Here is a 16,576-nt window from a genome sequence, read left to right on the forward strand (position 1 = left end):
GGCGAAAGTCGGAAAAAGATTCCGGAGTTCCCCGAACGCGCTGTCGCACCGGAGACATTGCAGTGCGCATGGTGCGGCGGCCACCAGGCGCGAGGCGCCGACGATCAGGTGCCAGGCAGCTGATAGCCCTTGAATTGATCGCGCAGCTTGAGCTTCTGCACCTTGCCGGTGGCGGTGTGCGGGATCTCGGCGACGAAGGCCACGCCGTCCGGGATCTGCCACTTGGCGATCTTGCCTTCGAAGAAGCCCAGCAGCTCGTCACGGCTGACGGTGGCGCCCGGCTTGGCCACCACCACCAGCAGTGGCCGCTCGTCCCACTTGGGGTGCTTGCAGGCGATCGCCGCGGCTTCGTGCACCGCCGGGTGGGCCATGGCGATGTTCTCCAGGTCGATCGAGCTGATCCACTCGCCGCCCGACTTGATGACATCCTTGCTGCGATCGGTGATCTGCATGAAGCCATCGGCGTCGATCGTGGCGACATCGCCGGTCGGGAACCAGCCCGGATCACCGTCAACCGTGACCAGCGGCGATTCGCCTGCATGGCCGAAATAGCTGTCGATCACCCAGCCGCCGCGCACCACCAGGTTGCCGGCCGACTGGCCGTCCCACGGCAACGAGCGGCCGTCGTCGTCGATGATGGCCATGTCGATGCCGAAGATGACCCGGCCTTGCTTCTCCAGCAGGCGCTGCTGCGCCTCTTTGGGCAGGGCTTCCTGCTTCGACGTGAGCTTGGAGAGCGTGCCCAGCGGGCTCAGCTCGGTCATGCCCCAGGCGTGGATGACCTCGACACCGAAGTCGTCCTGCAGCGTCTTCATCATCGCCGGCGGGCAGGCCGAGCCGCCGATCACGGTGCGCTTGAAGGTGCTGAACTTCAGCCCGTTGGTCTTCATGTAGGTGAGCAGGCCGAGCCAGACGGTGGGGACGCCCGCCGAGAAAGTGACCTTTTCGGCCTCGAACAGCTCGAAGAGCGACTTGCCATCCAGGTGCGGGCCCGGGAAGACCAGCTTGGCGCCGACCAGCGCGCCCGAATACGGCAAGCCCCAGGCATTGACGTGGAACATCGGCACCACCGGCAGGATCACGTCGCGGGCGCAGCAGTCCATCGCGTCGGGCAGGGCCGAGCCGAAAGCGTGCAGCACCGTGGAGCGATGGCTGTACACCGCCCCTTTGGGGTGCCCGGTGGTGCCCGAGGTGTAGCAGATGCTGGAGGCGCTGTTCTCATCGAGCGGCGGCCAGGCGTATTCGCCGTTCTCGGCGCCCACCAGCTCTTCGTAGCACAGCAGCTGCGGCAAGGCGCTGCTGGCCGGCATGTGGGCCCGATCGGTCATCAGCACCAGATGCTTGACGGTTTTCAACTCGGCGGCCAGCTTCTCGACCAAGGGCAGGAAGGTGAGATCAAAGCACAGCACGCTGTCGGCCGCGTCGTTGGCGATCCAGGCGATCTGCTCGGGGAACAGGCGCGGGTTGATGGTGTGCAGCACCAGCCCCGAGCCCGAGGCGCCGTAGTACAGCTCGAGGTGGCGATAGCCGTTCCAGGCCAGCGTGGCCACCCGGTCGCCCGGTTGGCAGCCCAGGCGGGCCAGCGCCTGCGCCACCCGCCGCGAGCGGGCCTCGACCTCGCCCCAGTTGGTGCGGTGCACATCGCCTTCGACCCGCTTCGAGACGATCTCGGTGTCGCCTGAGTGACGCGCGGCGTGGCGGATCAGGGATGAGATCAACAGCGGCATGGCCATCATCTGGCCGGCGAGAGCGGGCATGGATATGTCTCCTGTGGGGTGACCTCGATCATAGGCAGGCGCAAGGGGCTTTCCGGACGGGTGAAGCCCTGATCGCCATTCTTTACCCGCCGCCAGGGGCATCGGCTCGGCCACCCTGCCCCCCCCAACCCCACCCCTAGCTTGGCGCGCCCACATCCTCAGCCTTGGGGATGCCGGAGCGCTCGCGGGGCGCAGACAGTGGCGACTCGAAATCAACCCGCGCTGGTGGCCTGAGCTGTACCACCCCCTCGAGGGACGACGGACGTGACTCGGCCCCATTCTCGTGTCGCGAGAAGGGCCATGCGGACTCGACCCGAGGCGCTTCCAGGCGCGGCTGTTCATCGGCACGGCGTACCAGCGCGAGGAGCCCAACATGCCAGTCGCAGTCTCGTTCCCCGGGGTCTATGTCGAGGAGTTGCCCAGTGGCGTGCGAACCATCACCGGTGTCGCGACCTCGATCACCGCGTTCGTCGGTCGCACCGCGATGGGCACCGACGAACCCACCCTGATCAACACCTTCGGCGACTTTGAGCGCCAGTTCGGCGGCCTCGACCCGAACTACCCACTGAGCTACGCGATACGCGACTTCTTCCAGAACGGCGGCGCCAAGGCGGTGATCGTGCGGATCTACAAGAAGAAGACGGGCGAAGGCGTCAACGAGGCGGCGAAGATATCGCTGACCAACCTCGATCTGGTGGCCGCATCGCGCGGCAGCTGGGGCAATGCGCTGCGGGTGCGCATCGACGACAAGGTCTCGGAAGACGTGGCCACCCGCTACGGCCTGGCCAATACAGACCTCTTTAACCTCACCGTGCGCCGCGGCTCCGATGGCGCCACCGAGACCTTCGTCAACCTGACGGTCAAGGAAAGCCCACGCCGGGTAGACCGGGTGCTGCTGAACGAATCGGCGCTGCTGCGCGTGGCCGACAGCACCACGCTGCCGGGCACCTCGGTGCCGCCCAAGCACGCCGAGCCGGGCGCGGGCAAGACCATCTGGACGGACGACGCGGCCTCCGCACCCGTGGCCGATGCGGGCAAGGCCAGCGACAGCGAGCCGCTGGACACCGCCGCCTACCAGGGCAGCGAAGCGAACAAGACCGGCCTGTATGCGCTGAAGAAGACCGACCTGTTCAACCTGATGTGCATCCCGCCGGACACCCGCGAAGGCGACACCGCATCGGCGGTGTACAGCAGCGCGCTGGACTTCTGCGTGCAGCGCCGCGCGATGCTCATCGTCGATCCGCCGGCCGCATGGAACTCGGCGAATGTCGTCACCAGCAAGCTGGATGAACTGGGGCTCAGCGGCGAGCGCGCCCGCAATGCCGCGCTGTTCTTCCCACGAGTGCGCCAGCCTGATCCCCGCCGCGACGGCCAGCTCGACACCTTCGCGCCGAGCGGCGCCATCGCCGGCCTGATCGCCCGTACCGACACCAACCGCGGCATCTGGAAGGCGCCAGCCGGCGTGGATGCGGCCGTCTCGGGCGCGCAAGGCCTGGCGGTGAGCCTCACCAACGAAGAAAACGGGCAGCTGAACCCGATCGGCGTCAACTGCCTGCGCACCTTCCCGATCATCGGCACCGTGGCCTGGGGCTCGCGCACGATGCGCGGCGCCGACCTGCTGGCCGATGAATACAAGTACATCCCCGTCCGGCGCACCGCCCTGTACATCGAAGAGAGCCTGTACCGCGGGCTGCAGTGGGTGGTGTTCGAGCCCAACGACGAGCCGCTGTGGGCGCAGATCCGGCTGAACGCCGGCGCGTTCATGCACAACCTGTTCCGCCAGGGCGCCTTCCAGGGCGCATCACCGCGCGACGCCTACTTCGTCAAGTGCGACAAGGAGACGACGACGCAGAACGACATCAACCTCGGCATCGTCAACGTCGTCGTCGGCTTCGCGCCGCTGAAGCCGGCCGAGTTCGTGATCATCAAGCTGCAGCAGATGGCCGGCCAGATCGACGTCTAAGGCCTCGACCCACCCATCCTCCAGGAGAGCCGACCATGGCCCAGTTCACCGTCAACGCCCAGCGCTTCGACCCCTACAAGAACTTCAAGTTCAGGGTGAAGTGGGATGGCAAGTACGTCGCCGGCATCAGCAAGGTGAGCGCGCTCAGGCGCACCACCGAAGTCGTCAAGCACCGCGACGGCGGCGACCCGAGCAGCAGCCGCAAGTCGCCCGGCCGCACCGAATTCGAGGCCATCACGCTCGAACGCGGCGTGACACACGACAAGGAGTTCGAGCAGTGGGCGAACAAGGTCTGGAACTTCGGTGCCGGCCTGGGCGCAGAAAGCTCGCTGAAGGACTTCCGCAAGGACGTGATCATCGAGGTCTACAACGAGACCGGCCAGCTCGCGATCGCCTACAAGGTGTTCCGCGCCTGGGTCTCCGAGTTCCAGGCGTTGCCGGATCTCGACGCCAACGCGAACGCCATCGCCATCCAGCACCTGAAGCTGGAGAACGAAGGCTGGGTGCGCGATGTCGAGACGCCCGAGCCGTCGGAGATCAGCTTCACCGACCCGGCCTGATGGCCGAGCAGTGCCGCGCCGATGAGTCCAGATGAGCACGCTCACTGCACACGCCGTGCTGCAGACCTGGGAACACGCCCGGGCCGAGCACCCGCTTCGCCGCTCGCTGGCGCTGCTGCGCATGGCGTGGCCCGAAGCCGACGAGGGCCATGGCGCCGACTGGGGGCAGTTGCCCCTCGGAACGCGCGATGCCTGGCTCTTCCGGTTGCAGGAGATGCTGTTTGGACAGGAGCTGGACACGATCGCCGCCTGCCCGGCTTGCCAGGAGACCCTGCAGACGCAGTTCGCGACCGCCGACCTCCAGACGCCCGCCGGCGAGGCGGGCCACGGCGGCGCTTCGCTGCAGCTCGATGGCTTTGAGCTGGACTTTCGACTGCCCGCGAGCGACGACCTGATCGCGGTCGCCGAACTCGACACGGTCGAGGCTGCCACCCGGCAGCTGCTGGAGCGCTGCGTGCTGCAGGCGCGGCACCACGGCTCGCCGACAGCCGCGAGCGAGTTGCCCCCTGCCGTGGTCGACCGGTTGCAGCTGGAGATGGCGCAGCTTGACCCCGGCGCCGACACGACCATCGCCCTCACCTGCCCCGCCTGCGGCCACGGCTTCGAGCGCCGTTTCGACATCGGCGCCTACCTGTGGGACGAGCTGGACGACTGGGCCCAACGCACGCTGGGCGAAGTGCACCTGCTGGCCTCGGCCTACGGCTGGAGCGAGTCTCAGATCCTCGGCCTGAGCGCGGCGCGCCGCGGGCACTACATCGCGCTGGTGCAGTCATGAGCCCGCAGAGCCGCCTCAAGGACGAACTCCCCCTCGGGGGGACGGCGCGCAGCGCCAAGGGGGCTGTATGAGAGCCCACCACCTGGCCCGGCTGATCGAGCGTGCGCGCCCAGGCGACGACGTGCTGCAGCGCCGCCAACCGTCGCGCTTCGAGTCGCCGCGTCCAGCGCCGGGCCCAGCCATGGACGAGATCGATTCCTCCACGATGCCGGCGGCTCCGCGAACCTGGGCGGCCCCCTCCGAATCGGGGCCCACCACGTTCGCCCCCATCGCTGATCAGCCTGCGGCCCGAGAAGCCCGCCATTCACTCGGCCACCAGGGCCAGCGGCCCCCGCAGGGCCCAGATCGGCACGCTCGACCAGAGCCACCTTCGCCGCGCGAAACGCTGAGGGTGGATGCCACGCTGGCACGATCGACTCCAGCCACGCCCGCCACGCCGCACGCCCCGCCTGCGCGCCCGGTACACGACAGCCGGCACGGGAATGCATCGGCCCCCATGCTGGCCTCGCCACCACTATCGCCACCGCCGCTGGCGAGGGCGCAGGCCGAGAGCGCCGCTCCCGCCGCCGCGGCTGTCCCTGCCCGGCAAGGCGGGAACGCCGATCACGCGTTTGCGCCGCGGCCCCAACGAGATGCGGCACCGGCGCCCCAGGGGCAGCCCACGTCCAGCGTGCGCGCCCCGCGCACGCCCTTGCTGCAAGCCCCGCCGATGCCGCCCCTCCGCCGGCCCGAGCCCGCGCAGCCAGCCCGTGCCATGGCCCGCGCTGCGCGGCAGTCGCCGTCCACGGCGGCCCAGGCTGCCACACCGCGCGAGGCGCCCGCGCCGGTGCAGGTGACGATCGGCCGCATCGAAGTGCGCGCCGTGACCGCGCCCGCCCCACCGGCCCCGAGCCGCCGCGCCGCGCCGCGGCTGAGCCTGGATCAATACCTGCGTGAACGGCACGGAGGCCGAGGATGAGCACCGCCCTGGCCATCGCCGCCGTGACCGCCACCCTCAAAGACCTGCTGAACGAGGGCCTGCTGAACCACGACCTGTCGTCGATCGGCAGCTTCTCGGTCACTGCGCAGCCGCCCGACCGCATCACGACCGGCAACACCGAAGCGAACCAGCTCAACGTCTTTCTGTACCAGATGACGCCCAACCTGGGCTGGCGCAACGTGGCCCTGCCCTCGCGGGACGGACGGGGCCAGCGGCTGACGAACCCGCCGCTCGCGCTGGACCTGCACTACCTCATCAGCGCCTACGGCAGCCAGGATCTGAACGCCGAGGTGCTGCTGGGCTACGCGATGCAGCTGCTGCACGAAACCCCCGTGATCTCGCGCGAGCAGCTGCGCACCGTGCTTGGCACGCCGTCGCCGGTGGATGGCACCATCGTCCCGGGACGCTTCGGCACCTTGTCGGCAGAAGACCTGGCCGACCAGGTCGAGCTCATCAAGATCACCCCCGTCTACCCCAGCGCCGACGAACTCTCGAAGCTGTGGACGGCGATGCAATCGCGCTACCGCCCGTCGATGGCCTACCTGGTGTCGGTGGTGTTGATCCAGGCCGAAGGCGGCGCCCGCGCGGCCCCGCCGGTGTTGCAACGCGGCGCGGGCGATCGGGGCCCCGAAGCGATGGCGGCACCGCCCACCCTGCTTCAGGCCGTGCGCCACGCCAGCCTGCCGCTGCTGCCGGCCTTGCGCCTGGGCGACGATCTGCGCTTCATCGGCACCGGCCTGGCCCGTGCAGGCACCCTGAGCGCGGTCTTCACCAACGATCGCCTGGGGCTCACCCAGACCTTGGCCCTGGATGCGGGCGGATCGGGCACCGAGCGCAGCGCCAGCCTGCCCGCCGATTCGGCGCCCGGGGCCGTGGCAGCCTGGGGTGTAGGCCTGTACAGCGTCTCGATCCAGGCCGACGAGCCAGGCCGCCCGATCTGGCGCAGCAACAGCGTGGCCGCCGTGATCGCCCCACGCATCACCGCTTCGCCGCTGGCTTCAGACGCGGGCGCCGCGTTCACGCTGACGATCACCTGTGCACCCCGGCTGCAGCCGCGACAGGAAGCCGGCGTGCGGCTGATCTTCGGCGACACCGAGCTGGTGCCGAGCAGCATCGATACCCCGGCCGACACCACGCTGCCGAGCACGATCGAGTTCGAGGTGCCTGCCCTGCCAGCGGGCAACTACCTGCTGCGGTTGCGTGTGGATGGTGTCGACAGCCTGCCGGTGCTGGCCGCGGGTTCGCCGCCCGTGTTCTCCTTCGACGCCGCACAAAGCGTGCAACTGTCGTGAGGGCCTGGCCATGAGCATTCAAACCTGGCTCGACGACAACAACCGCTACCTGGCAGCCTCGCTGCGCTGGTTGAGGCTGAAGCTGATGGCGGCCGCCGAGCCGGCCCGCCCCGCCGCCGATGCGGTGCCGCTGCCCGCGGTCGCCCCGGCACCTGCGGTGAAGGCCCCGCCCCCCACCCGCGCCTGGTTCAGCCGCAACGACGCGCCTGCAGCGCTGCCATCGTTCGCGCCCACGCCGGTGCCGGCCGAGCCGATCGCGCCGGCCGTCAGCCCCGCCGAGTTGGCCGCCGCGGCCGCCGAGCGGGCGGACGCGGCCAGTTGCGAGCCACCCCCGGCGCTTGTGCTGCTCGCCCGCCGCATGGGGCTGAGCGACTTTGAAGCCGACATCCTGCTGCTGTGCGCGGCCTGCGAGCTCGACCCCGATGTGGGGTCGCTGATCACCCGGGCCCAGGCCGGCGCTGGCGGTGGCCACGGCCTGCCCAACTTCTCGCTCGCGCTGCGCCTGTTCGACGAGCCCAGTTGGGACGCCTTGTCGCCGCACCGGCCGCTGCGCTACGCCCGCCTGCTCGACATCAACCAGCCCGGCGCCACGCCCCTCACCGTGGCCGCGCTGCGCGCCGACGAGCGCATCGTCCACTTCATCAAGGGCCTGAACGACATCGACGAGCGGCTGGCCTCGCTGATGAACGCGGTCGACGTCGGCGCGGCGCCGCAACTGTCCGCCTCACAGCAGGCGGTCGTGCACGACCTGTTGCAGCAGCTGCGCGCCCTCGGCACGCAGGCCCCTGCGCTGGTCATGCTGCTGGGCCTGGACGGGCACAGCAAGACCGAGACGGCGCGTGCCGTCTGCGCCGAGCTGGGCTGCTACCTCTACCGGCTGCCCGCCGAATCGCTGCCCGGCACGCGCGCCGAGATCGAGCAACTGGCCCGCCTGTGGCAGCGCGAGCGGGCCATGCTGCCGTTGGCGCTCTACCTCGAGGCCGAGGATCTCGACCCCTCGCACGGCGAAGCGGGCAGCCTGCTGCGCTCGTTCGTATCGCGCGATCTGGGGCTGGTGTTCCTCGCGCTGCGCGAACCCGCCGCCCTGCGCGCCCCCGAGACGCTGATGGTTGAAGTCGACAAGCCCACGCCCTCCGAGCAGCACGAAGCGTGGATGCGGGCACTGCAACCCGCCTTGGCGCCCAGCGAAGCGCGCGACACGGCCGACCGGCTGGCGAGCCAGTACCAGCTCAACACCCGCGAAATCGCCCAGGCCCTTGCGCTGGCAAACGCCCGCACGCCCATCGATGAAGAGGGCCCGGCCGACACCACCCAGGCAGCCCTGCCCGAACGGGTGTGGAAGGCCTGCAAGCAGGCGGCCCTGCCACGGCTGAACCTGCTGGCCCAGCGCATCGATGCGCGCGCCACCTGGGACGACATCGTGCTTGGCGACGAGGCCACCCAGCTGCTGCGACAGATCGCCGCGCAGGTTCGCCACCGCTACCGCGTCTACCAGGACTGGGGCTACGGCCGAAAGATGAACCGCGGCCTCGGCATCAGCGCGCTGTTCTGCGGCGAAAGCGGCACCGGCAAGACGATGGCCGCCGAGGTGATCGCCAATGAACTGGATCTGGCGCTGTACCGCATCGATCTGTCTGCGGTGGTCAGCAAGTACATCGGCGAGACCGAAAAGAACCTGCGGCGCCTCTTCGACGCGGCCGAGACCGGCGGCGCCATCCTCTTCTTCGACGAAGCCGATGCGCTCTTCGGCAAGCGCAGCGAGGTCAAAGACAGCCACGACCGCTACGCCAACATCGAGATCAACTACCTGCTGCAGCGCATGGAGTCGTTTTCGGGCCTGGCCATCCTCGCCACCAACATGCGCAGCGCACTCGACACCGCCTTCCTGCGCCGCCTGCGCTTCGTCGTCAACTTCCAGTACCCCGGCGTGAACGAACGCCGCCAACTGTGGCGCCATGCCGTGCTGCCCGACGTGCCCCACGACGAGCTCGACTTCGACCGCCTCGCGCGCTTCAACCTCTCCGGCGGCAACGTGACCAGCGTGGCACTGAACGCCGCCTTCACCGCCGCGCAACGCAACGTACCGCTGACGATGCCCGTGCTGCTGTCCAGCCTGCGGGCCGAGCTGCGCAAGCTCGACAAGCCGGTCAATGAGGCGGAATTCAGATGAACCGCGCTGCCGACCATCCCGCCCCGGCCATGTCCCCAGCCCTGGCTGCGCCGACGGCAGCACCGGCAGCGGCCAGCGGGCGGCCGCTGTCGATGCAGATTGATCGCGTCGTGCTGCAAGGGGTCCCGCTTGCTCCGGCCGACGGGGCGCGCGTCGAGCGGGCCCTCAGCCAGGCGCTGCACCGCTTGATCACAGATGGCAACGTAGACCTTCAACAGCTGCAGCCGCAAGCGATCGACCGGTTGCAGTTGCCGGAGCTGCGGCTCGAAGCGGGCGTGACGCCGGAGCAACTGGGCCATCGACTGGCCGCCGCCTTGTGGGGAGGCCTGAAGCCGTGAAGCTCCAGACGGCTCAGCAGCCGGCAGCACGCGGCGCGAAGCCAGGCGCCTTCTTGCAGCGTCAATGCGCCTGTGGCACGCACAGCGGGGGCGGCGATTGCGAGTCGTGCAAGCGCAAGCGGCTGCAGCGACAGGCCCTGTCGATCGGGAGCGTCAACGACCCGCTGGAAGCCGAAGCCGACCATGCGGCCGATGAAGTGATGCGGCGCGGCCGAGGCGCTGATCCGGCCACCGCCACACCGCTTCGGTTGAGCCGTGCGGCATTGCCGTCGGCCGGCTCGAACGCCAAAGACGCCGACACTGCACCGGCCATCGTCGACGATGTGCTGGCTGGCCCCGGGCGGGCACTGGACGCGGCCACCCGGCGGTTCATGGAGCCGCGCTTCGGCAGCGATTTCAGCCATGTCCGCGTGCACGACGATGCCCACGCCCACGCTTCGGCGCGCGCGGTCAACGCAGCGGCCTACACCGTCGGTTCTCACATCGTGTTCGGTGCGGGCCGCTTGCAGCCGGATTCGCCCACCGGGCAGCGGCTGCTGGCCCACGAACTGAGCCACGTGCTGCAGCAGGGTGGTGGCCAGGCCTCCACCTTGCGACGCCAGCCCGCCGGTGGCGCCGGCAGCACGGCCCGCATCAAGGAGGTGCGCGTCAAGCAAGAGTCACCTCAGCGCGTGATCGCGACACGCACCGACGGGAGCACCTTCGAAGACAAGTGCTCTACCGGCAAGGGCCATTGCTGCTTCGACGACACCGCCGGCGCTGCCTCCGGCGGCACGTGTTCGGCCGCACGTTCAACCCAGGTGGGCAACAACTGCACGCCCGTGGGCACGTTCACGGTGACCAAGAAGATTGGAAGTGGCCCGATCCCCTTCTGGACGCAGTTTCACGACGCCAAATCGGTGGCGCTGCACGAGTACTCCCCGGTGACCGGAGAGCCACTGTCGCACGGCTGCGTGCGGCTTCACAGTGCCACCGCCGAGAAGATCTTCAATGGGGCGGTCGCCGGCGTCACCCAAGTCGTGGTGGAAGGTCTGGCGAAACCCAAGTGTTCGGACAAGACGCTCCAGGCCGAATGGGCGGGCGACTTCGAGACTGCCGGCAGCAAGCCCCCCGACGGTGAAGCCATCCAGGCTCGGTCGAAGCGCAAGCTGAACAAGCAGGAGATCAAGGCCAAGCAGGACGAAGCACGGCGCCAGATCCGCGAGGAGCGCGATGCGCTCAAGTCTGCCCGCGGCGTGAACGACGCGGGTCTCGACACCGACATCGCCGACATTGCCAAGGGCACGCCGGTGGTCGACAAGATTCCCCGTTGCGTGCCGGCGCGCACGAAAGAAGAAGCGAAGCTGCCGGAGGCCCAAGCCGACGGCTTCCTCGACGCCACGGCAGCAACGACCGCCGCCGAATTCGGCAAGGCGTTGAAGGGCGCCTACAACGCCAAGGCCGCCGAGAAGGTGGTGAAGAAGTTCGGCGACAAGCTCTGGAAAGACGCCACCGCGGCCGCGCGATCCGGCGGCGCGGGCAGCGACGACCGGCAGATCTATTGGACGCGGCTGATGTTGAGTTCAACGCTGCGGGACTGGAACCCCTTCTGGGCCACCGACGCCGATGCCCTGCGGCGCCTGCAAGCGACGCTGCTGCAACTGCTCGAGCAAACCTCGCGCGGGATGACGGACGCGACCTTCACCTCCGCCGCCGACCAAAAGCGCATCCTGGTCAGCGGCTTCGATCCCTTCGGCTTCACCAGCGGCGGCGACATCAAGCAAAGCAATCTGTCGGGTGCCGCCGCCTTGGCCCTCGATGGTGAAACGCTCACGGAAGGCAGCGTGAGCGGGCAGGTGCAAAGCGTGGTCTATCCCGTTCGCTACGCGGACTTCAACGACGGCGTGGTGGAGAACGTCCTGCGACCCCATCTGAGCGGTGCACAGCCACCGCACCTGGTGATGAGCATCAGCCAGGGCAGCTCGAAGTTCGAACTGGAGGAGTTCGCAGGCCGCCGACGTTCCACCGATGTGTTCCAGGACAACCTCGGGCAGGTGAGCGGCGGGTCGCCCACGAAACCGGTGGAACCGCCCGGTTTGGCTGCTGGGCCTGAGTTTCTCCCCACCAATGTGCCGACGAAAACGCTGGCCGGCATGCGCGGCGCGCTCGGACGAAAAGGGGCCATTCGAGAAGAGACCACCGTGGATGACCTGCCAAGCGGAGCCACGCAACCTCGAACCACCGACTCCGGCCCGCCGAAGGATGCCGGCCAGTCTGTCGAAGGCTCCGGGGGCGGCTTCCTCTCCAACGAGGTCTTCTATCGCAACAGCCTGCTCATCAGCAGCTCAGGATCGAAAGTACCCACCATCCACTTGCACACACCACGCCTGGCGCCGGGCGCGAGCGACAGCAAGCGCAACGGCCTGATCGACACCATCCGCAAGGTACTGCGGGCAGCACTGCCGGGGATCTGATGAAGGACCGCAACGCTTCACGGCGCTTCGACACCACGCCGACCACCGCGCTTCGACCGGCGAATGTCCAGCGAAGTGCGGGCAGCGATGCGCAAAGCCTGCCCCCTCTGGTGAAGGACACCTTGAATTCGCCTGGAAGCCCCCTGGACGCCGCAACGCGGGCCGACATGGAACCGCGCTTTGGCCGGGACTTCAGCGCCGTTCGCGTCCACACCGACGGACATGCAGCGGCCTCGGCGCGCGACCTGGACGCCCTCGCATTCACGGCGGGACAGGATGTGGTCTTCGCGGCGGGCCACTATGCTCCCCAAACCTCACGGGGACGCAAGCTGCTTGCACACGAGCTGGCGCACGTCGCGCAACCTCAGGCGGCTGGCGCCTCCGTCAGCCAACCCGGAGATGCCAGCGAGCGAGAAGCAGACTCCGCCGCAGAGGCGATCGCCGCCGGGGCGAAGGTGCCCGCCATCCGCACACCAGGCGCAGCGCTGCAGCGTCAGCCCTCGGGCGAGGAAGGGCTGGACTTCAAACCCATGCCACCGCTGACCGGCAGCCAAGGCCTGCTCGACAACGCCTCGCCCTTCCTTGCAGCGGCGGTTGGCTCAACGACGCTGGATGGCTTCGATACCGGGAAGTCGGCGCTCAAGCCGGATCACCTCAAGCAGTTGGCATCGACCGCCGCCAACATCCGGACCTTGCTCGACCAGTACCCCCTGTCCACGATCACGGTCACCGGCCACGCCGACACCGTGGACGCCGAGCCCAAAAACGTCGCGATCGGCGAGGCACGGGCCGCGGCGGTCAAGCAGGCGTTGATCGACTTGGGGCTCTCCGAAGCCATCATCACCACGGACAGCAAAGGCGAAGGGCCACCGCAGGCCGTGAAGACCAAGGACGAAACGCCCAACGCGAAGAACCGGCGCGTGGAGGTGCGATTCCATCCGAAGAAGTCCAGCCTGCCGCCGCTGCTGTCGCACCCGCCGTCGTTGAAGCCCCCCGGCGCATCGGGCCGGCAGGATGAATTCAGCCCGCCGGAGAAGCCGCCGATCAATCTGTTCCCGCCAAGGATTCCCGACATTTTCGACAACGGGCCACGGCCGCCGTTCCGGCCGCCGCAGCCGGACTACTTCAAGCCGATCCCGCCGGTGCCCAAGGGCAGTGAGCCTTCGTCGCCTCTTGACGTGATCGGAAAGAAGATCATCGATCCCGTGATCGATGCGGTGGGCGGATTCCTGCCGAAGGAAGCCCGAGACAAGATCAAGGACGCAGCGCGCAGTGGCGTGAAGTCCGGCATTGCCAAAGGCGCAAGAGCAGCCGCAGAGGCCCAAGGTATCAAGGACCCCGCTGCATTGGACGCCATCGAAAAGGCGACCGAGGCCGCCATCCAGGAAAAAGGGCAGCCAAGGCCATGAACTCAGCGCGGCGCCCTGCCCCTCACTCAGCGTCGATGCGGCTGCAGCGTCGATGGCGAGTCGCCTGCACATCATTCTCGACGGAACCGACATGAATCAGCGTCTCGCAGCCTCGGCGGATACGACCGTCGCAAGCAGCGGCCCCATGAGGCTCCAGTGCAAGTGCGCCTGCGGCAACCATGCCACGGGTGGCGAGTGCGAACCTTGCAAGAAGAGGGCAATACAGCGCAAAGCCACGCACGGCAATCGACTGACCGACGACGCGAGATCCCTGATCGAGGAGACGCTTGGCAACGGCGGTCGACCTCTGGACGAGCAGACCCGTCATCGCATGGAGCGTCACTTTGGAGAGGACTTCAGCGGTGTACGGATCCACTCCGGCGCCGCCGCCTCGAAGTCTGCCCGGGCCGTCAACGCGCTCGCCTACACCGTCGGCACCCATGTGGTCTTCGACAGTGGTCGGTACGCGCCGCACTCCGAATCCGGACGCGGTCTGCTCGCGCACGAATTGACTCACGTCGTGCAGCAGCGATCGATGGGACGCCAGACCCAGCGCTTCGAACTCGGCGCGCAAGAAGACGCGCTCGAACGCGAGGCTGATCGCAATGCCGCCGCGATCACCAGATCACCGACGCCAGACATCGCAGTTCGCCATCGCGCGGGTGAGCCTCGCTTGTCTCGCGCCAGCGCAGGGGCGCCCGACGCAGCAGACCTGACTCGAGAGCTGGGCCACGTTCCTCGCTCGGGCTTGCAGTTCATACCGGACACCGTTCGAGACACCGCGGTCGGTCCGCCGGAAGTCAGAGGGGGTCTTCTGAGTTCCGGGGGGCCGCAATTGAAGGTGATCGTCGGAGAGAACCTGACGCTCAGGACCATGGCTGTCGAACTGCTGCCGCTCTGGATCACGGCCACCCCATTCACCCCCCCGGGCGCAGCGTCCCCGTTGCCGCTGGACATCATCACCGCAGACGAGCTGGCGAGAGGTCTGCTCGTCTACAACCAGACATACCTGCCCGTACCGTCCATGACACGATGGCGTGCCGGCTTGCGGTTTCCACTTCCGGTTCGCCTCGACGAGGCCACCAACACGGGCATCCTCCATCCATTGAACATTCGCGCCCTCGCATCTGCATTTGATGCGGCGTGGGAACCTCTGCTCGACCAACGCGCCACGGCCACCGGCGTACCGAGCGCCGCAACGGTGGCGGCAGATGCCACCGCATTCCTCAGTTCAACCCCCGACGCGCTCGGTCGAGGCATTGCGCTCGGCGCCAGAGCGGTGACCAATGCCACCGCCGAGCTGCCGTTCATCCGGGAAGTCTTCGGTCAGCTGGCGGCTTCGGGCTTCGACGTCGCACTGGCGTTCATGGACAACTTGGTGAACCGCGAGATCGATCTTCTCGCGGCACAGACCAGCGGGGCCGGGATCCTGGCCATCATTCGCACGGCCTTGGCTGCCGCGCCCGCAGCACCGAGCGCTGCGCAGCAGGCCAGCCTCACACGGGCCAACCTGATGCTGACCCGAGTGGCAGGCGTTGCCGCATCGGCAGGGCCCACCGCGATGAGAAGCCGCGCCGAGAAGACCGTCTCCATCGACACGGTCAAGCTCGACGGTTCCAGCCGGGACCCTTCGTCGGATGTCGCAGTGGCGAACGGAATCTACGCGCAATGCAACGTGCGCCTCGTCCATGCTGGCAACCATACGGCGACGGCAGCCGAGACGGCCGCCTGGATAGGCGCCGACAGGGTGGCGGCCACTGGAACCTGCGGTTCCGCGAGCGCCGATGAGCGACAACTGATGACCGGAGCGACGGCTCGATTCGGCCTTGCAAGCCGCTTGCGCGCCTTCTATGTGCAGGACATCGGAAGCCACGCGCGCGCCGAGTCCTACCCGCCCTACTGCGCGACCGGCGGCGCATCCGTCATTCGCAACATGCTGAAGATCACCAACAACTCCAACGGCAGAACGCTGGCTCACGAAGCCGGCCATGTGCTGCTCAACAGCGGCAACCATCCTGGCGACTTGCGTCGAACGATGGGGCCGGCAGGAGGCCCACCCCAAGGCGAGACTTTCACCGACACCGAGTGCTCGACGATCTACACCAACGCTTGACGAATCGAAGGCGATCTCCATGTCCAGCTTCCCCCGCTCCCCCCGTCTGGTCCGTGGCGGCCTGGTGCTGGTCGACCCGAGCACCGGGGCGGTGTTGCGCATCATCGCCCTGCAGTACAACCCCGACACCCTCACCCGCAGCCTTCAGATCAAGGGGGCCGGGGCCGAGAGTGGCGACCATGTCGAGGCACTGCGGCTGAAGGGGCCGCCGGTCGAGACGATCAAGGTCGAGGCCGAGATCGATGCCACCGATGCGATGGAGGCCAACGACGGGCAGACCAACGATGCCGGGTTGCACCCCCAGCTGGCCGCGCTGGAAACCATCGTCTACCCCACCAGCGGCCATCTCAACTCGGTCAACAGCGAAGCGCGCTCCGGCTCGCTGGAGATCGCGCCCGCGACTTCGCCGCTGCCGCTGTTCGTGTTCGGCGCCAAACGCATCGTGCCGGTGCGCATCACCGAGCTGTCGATCACCGAAGAGGCCTTCGACGCCCACCTGAACCCGATGCGCGCCAAGGTGAACCTCGGCATGCGCGTGCTCAGCGTGGACGACCTGGGCTTCGATGTGAAGGGCGGCAACCTCTTCATGACCTACCTGCAAGGCAAGGAACAGCTCGCCGCACGCGCGCCGAGCGGCAGCTTCGCGAGCCTAGTCCAGTGAAACGGAGAAATCGGATGTTCGCCGGTGTTTGGCAGGGCGCGCAGCAAGGCGCGGCGCGCAGCCCAGGCTGTACGCCTGGGCAAGGGTCGCAACGCCGCGGCGCGCC

12 protein-coding genes are annotated in these 16,576 nt (G+C 68.2%); 11 read left to right on the forward strand and 1 reads right to left on the reverse strand.

Features of this window, described 5'->3' with window-relative positions:
• Nucleotides 1-104: 104 nt before the first annotated feature.
• Nucleotides 105-1,757 carry a 3-(methylthio)propionyl-CoA ligase gene (locus AACH06_RS23620; protein ID WP_341428245.1) on the reverse strand — a complete coding sequence of 551 codons (1,653 nt, stop codon included), beginning with the start codon at nt 1,755-1,757 and terminating at the stop codon, nt 105-107.
• A 373-nt stretch (nt 1,758-2,130) separates the two neighbouring features.
• Here AACH06_RS23620 and AACH06_RS23625 point away from each other — a divergent pair, with 373 nt between their 5' ends.
• The 11 genes from AACH06_RS23625 (at nt 2,131) to AACH06_RS23675 (ending at nt 16,470) form a co-directional block, all read left to right on the forward strand.
• Nucleotides 2,131-3,720, forward strand: coding sequence for a phage tail sheath family protein (locus AACH06_RS23625; RefSeq protein WP_341428246.1), 1,590 nt, complete (start codon nt 2,131-2,133; stop codon nt 3,718-3,720).
• Between the two features lie 35 nt (nt 3,721-3,755).
• Nucleotides 3,756-4,280, forward strand: coding sequence for a phage tail protein (locus tag AACH06_RS23630; RefSeq protein ID WP_341428247.1), 525 nt, complete (start codon nt 3,756-3,758; stop codon nt 4,278-4,280).
• A 31-nt stretch (nt 4,281-4,311) separates the two neighbouring features.
• Nucleotides 4,312-5,055 carry a T4 family baseplate hub assembly chaperone gene (locus AACH06_RS23635; protein ID WP_341428248.1) on the forward strand — a complete coding sequence of 248 codons (744 nt, stop codon included), beginning with the start codon at nt 4,312-4,314 and terminating at the stop codon, nt 5,053-5,055.
• A 67-nt stretch (nt 5,056-5,122) separates the two neighbouring features.
• Complete coding sequence (locus tag AACH06_RS23640; protein ID WP_341428249.1) at nt 5,123-6,013, forward strand: hypothetical protein; 891 nt, start codon at nt 5,123-5,125, stop codon at nt 6,011-6,013.
• Nucleotides 6,010-7,326 (forward strand): Pvc16 family protein, encoded by a 1,317-nt coding sequence (locus AACH06_RS23645; protein ID WP_341428250.1) that lies wholly within the window; start codon nt 6,010-6,012, stop codon nt 7,324-7,326. The genes AACH06_RS23640 and AACH06_RS23645 overlap by 4 nt, the downstream gene beginning before the upstream one ends.
• A gap of 10 nt (nt 7,327-7,336) precedes the next feature.
• Nucleotides 7,337-9,496 (forward strand): ATP-binding protein, encoded by a 2,160-nt coding sequence (locus tag AACH06_RS23650; RefSeq protein WP_341428251.1) that lies wholly within the window; start codon nt 7,337-7,339, stop codon nt 9,494-9,496.
• Nucleotides 9,493-9,834 (forward strand): hypothetical protein, encoded by a 342-nt coding sequence (locus tag AACH06_RS23655; protein ID WP_341428252.1) that lies wholly within the window; start codon nt 9,493-9,495, stop codon nt 9,832-9,834. Before AACH06_RS23650 ends, AACH06_RS23655 begins: the two co-directional genes overlap by 4 nt.
• The gene (locus AACH06_RS23660; RefSeq protein WP_341428253.1) at nt 9,831-12,287 is read left to right on the forward strand and encodes an eCIS core domain-containing protein; all 2,457 of its coding nucleotides are present in this window, start codon (nt 9,831-9,833) and stop codon (nt 12,285-12,287) included. Before AACH06_RS23655 ends, AACH06_RS23660 begins: the two co-directional genes overlap by 4 nt.
• Nucleotides 12,287-13,696, forward strand: coding sequence for an eCIS core domain-containing protein (locus AACH06_RS23665; RefSeq protein WP_341428254.1), 1,410 nt, complete (start codon nt 12,287-12,289; stop codon nt 13,694-13,696). The genes AACH06_RS23660 and AACH06_RS23665 overlap by 1 nt, the downstream gene beginning before the upstream one ends.
• Nucleotides 13,697-13,748: 52 nt before the next feature.
• Nucleotides 13,749-15,809 (forward strand): eCIS core domain-containing protein, encoded by a 2,061-nt coding sequence (locus AACH06_RS23670; RefSeq protein ID WP_341428255.1) that lies wholly within the window; start codon nt 13,749-13,751, stop codon nt 15,807-15,809.
• 19 nt (nt 15,810-15,828) lie between these two features.
• A complete protein-coding gene (locus tag AACH06_RS23675; protein ID WP_341428256.1) occupies nt 15,829-16,470 on the forward strand; it encodes a hypothetical protein in 642 nt (213 codons plus the stop codon).
• Nucleotides 16,471-16,576 lie beyond the last annotated feature (106 nt).

The organism is Ideonella lacteola, assembly GCF_038066555.1.
GTDB lineage: Bacteria > Pseudomonadota > Gammaproteobacteria > Burkholderiales > Burkholderiaceae_C > Ideonella > Ideonella lacteola.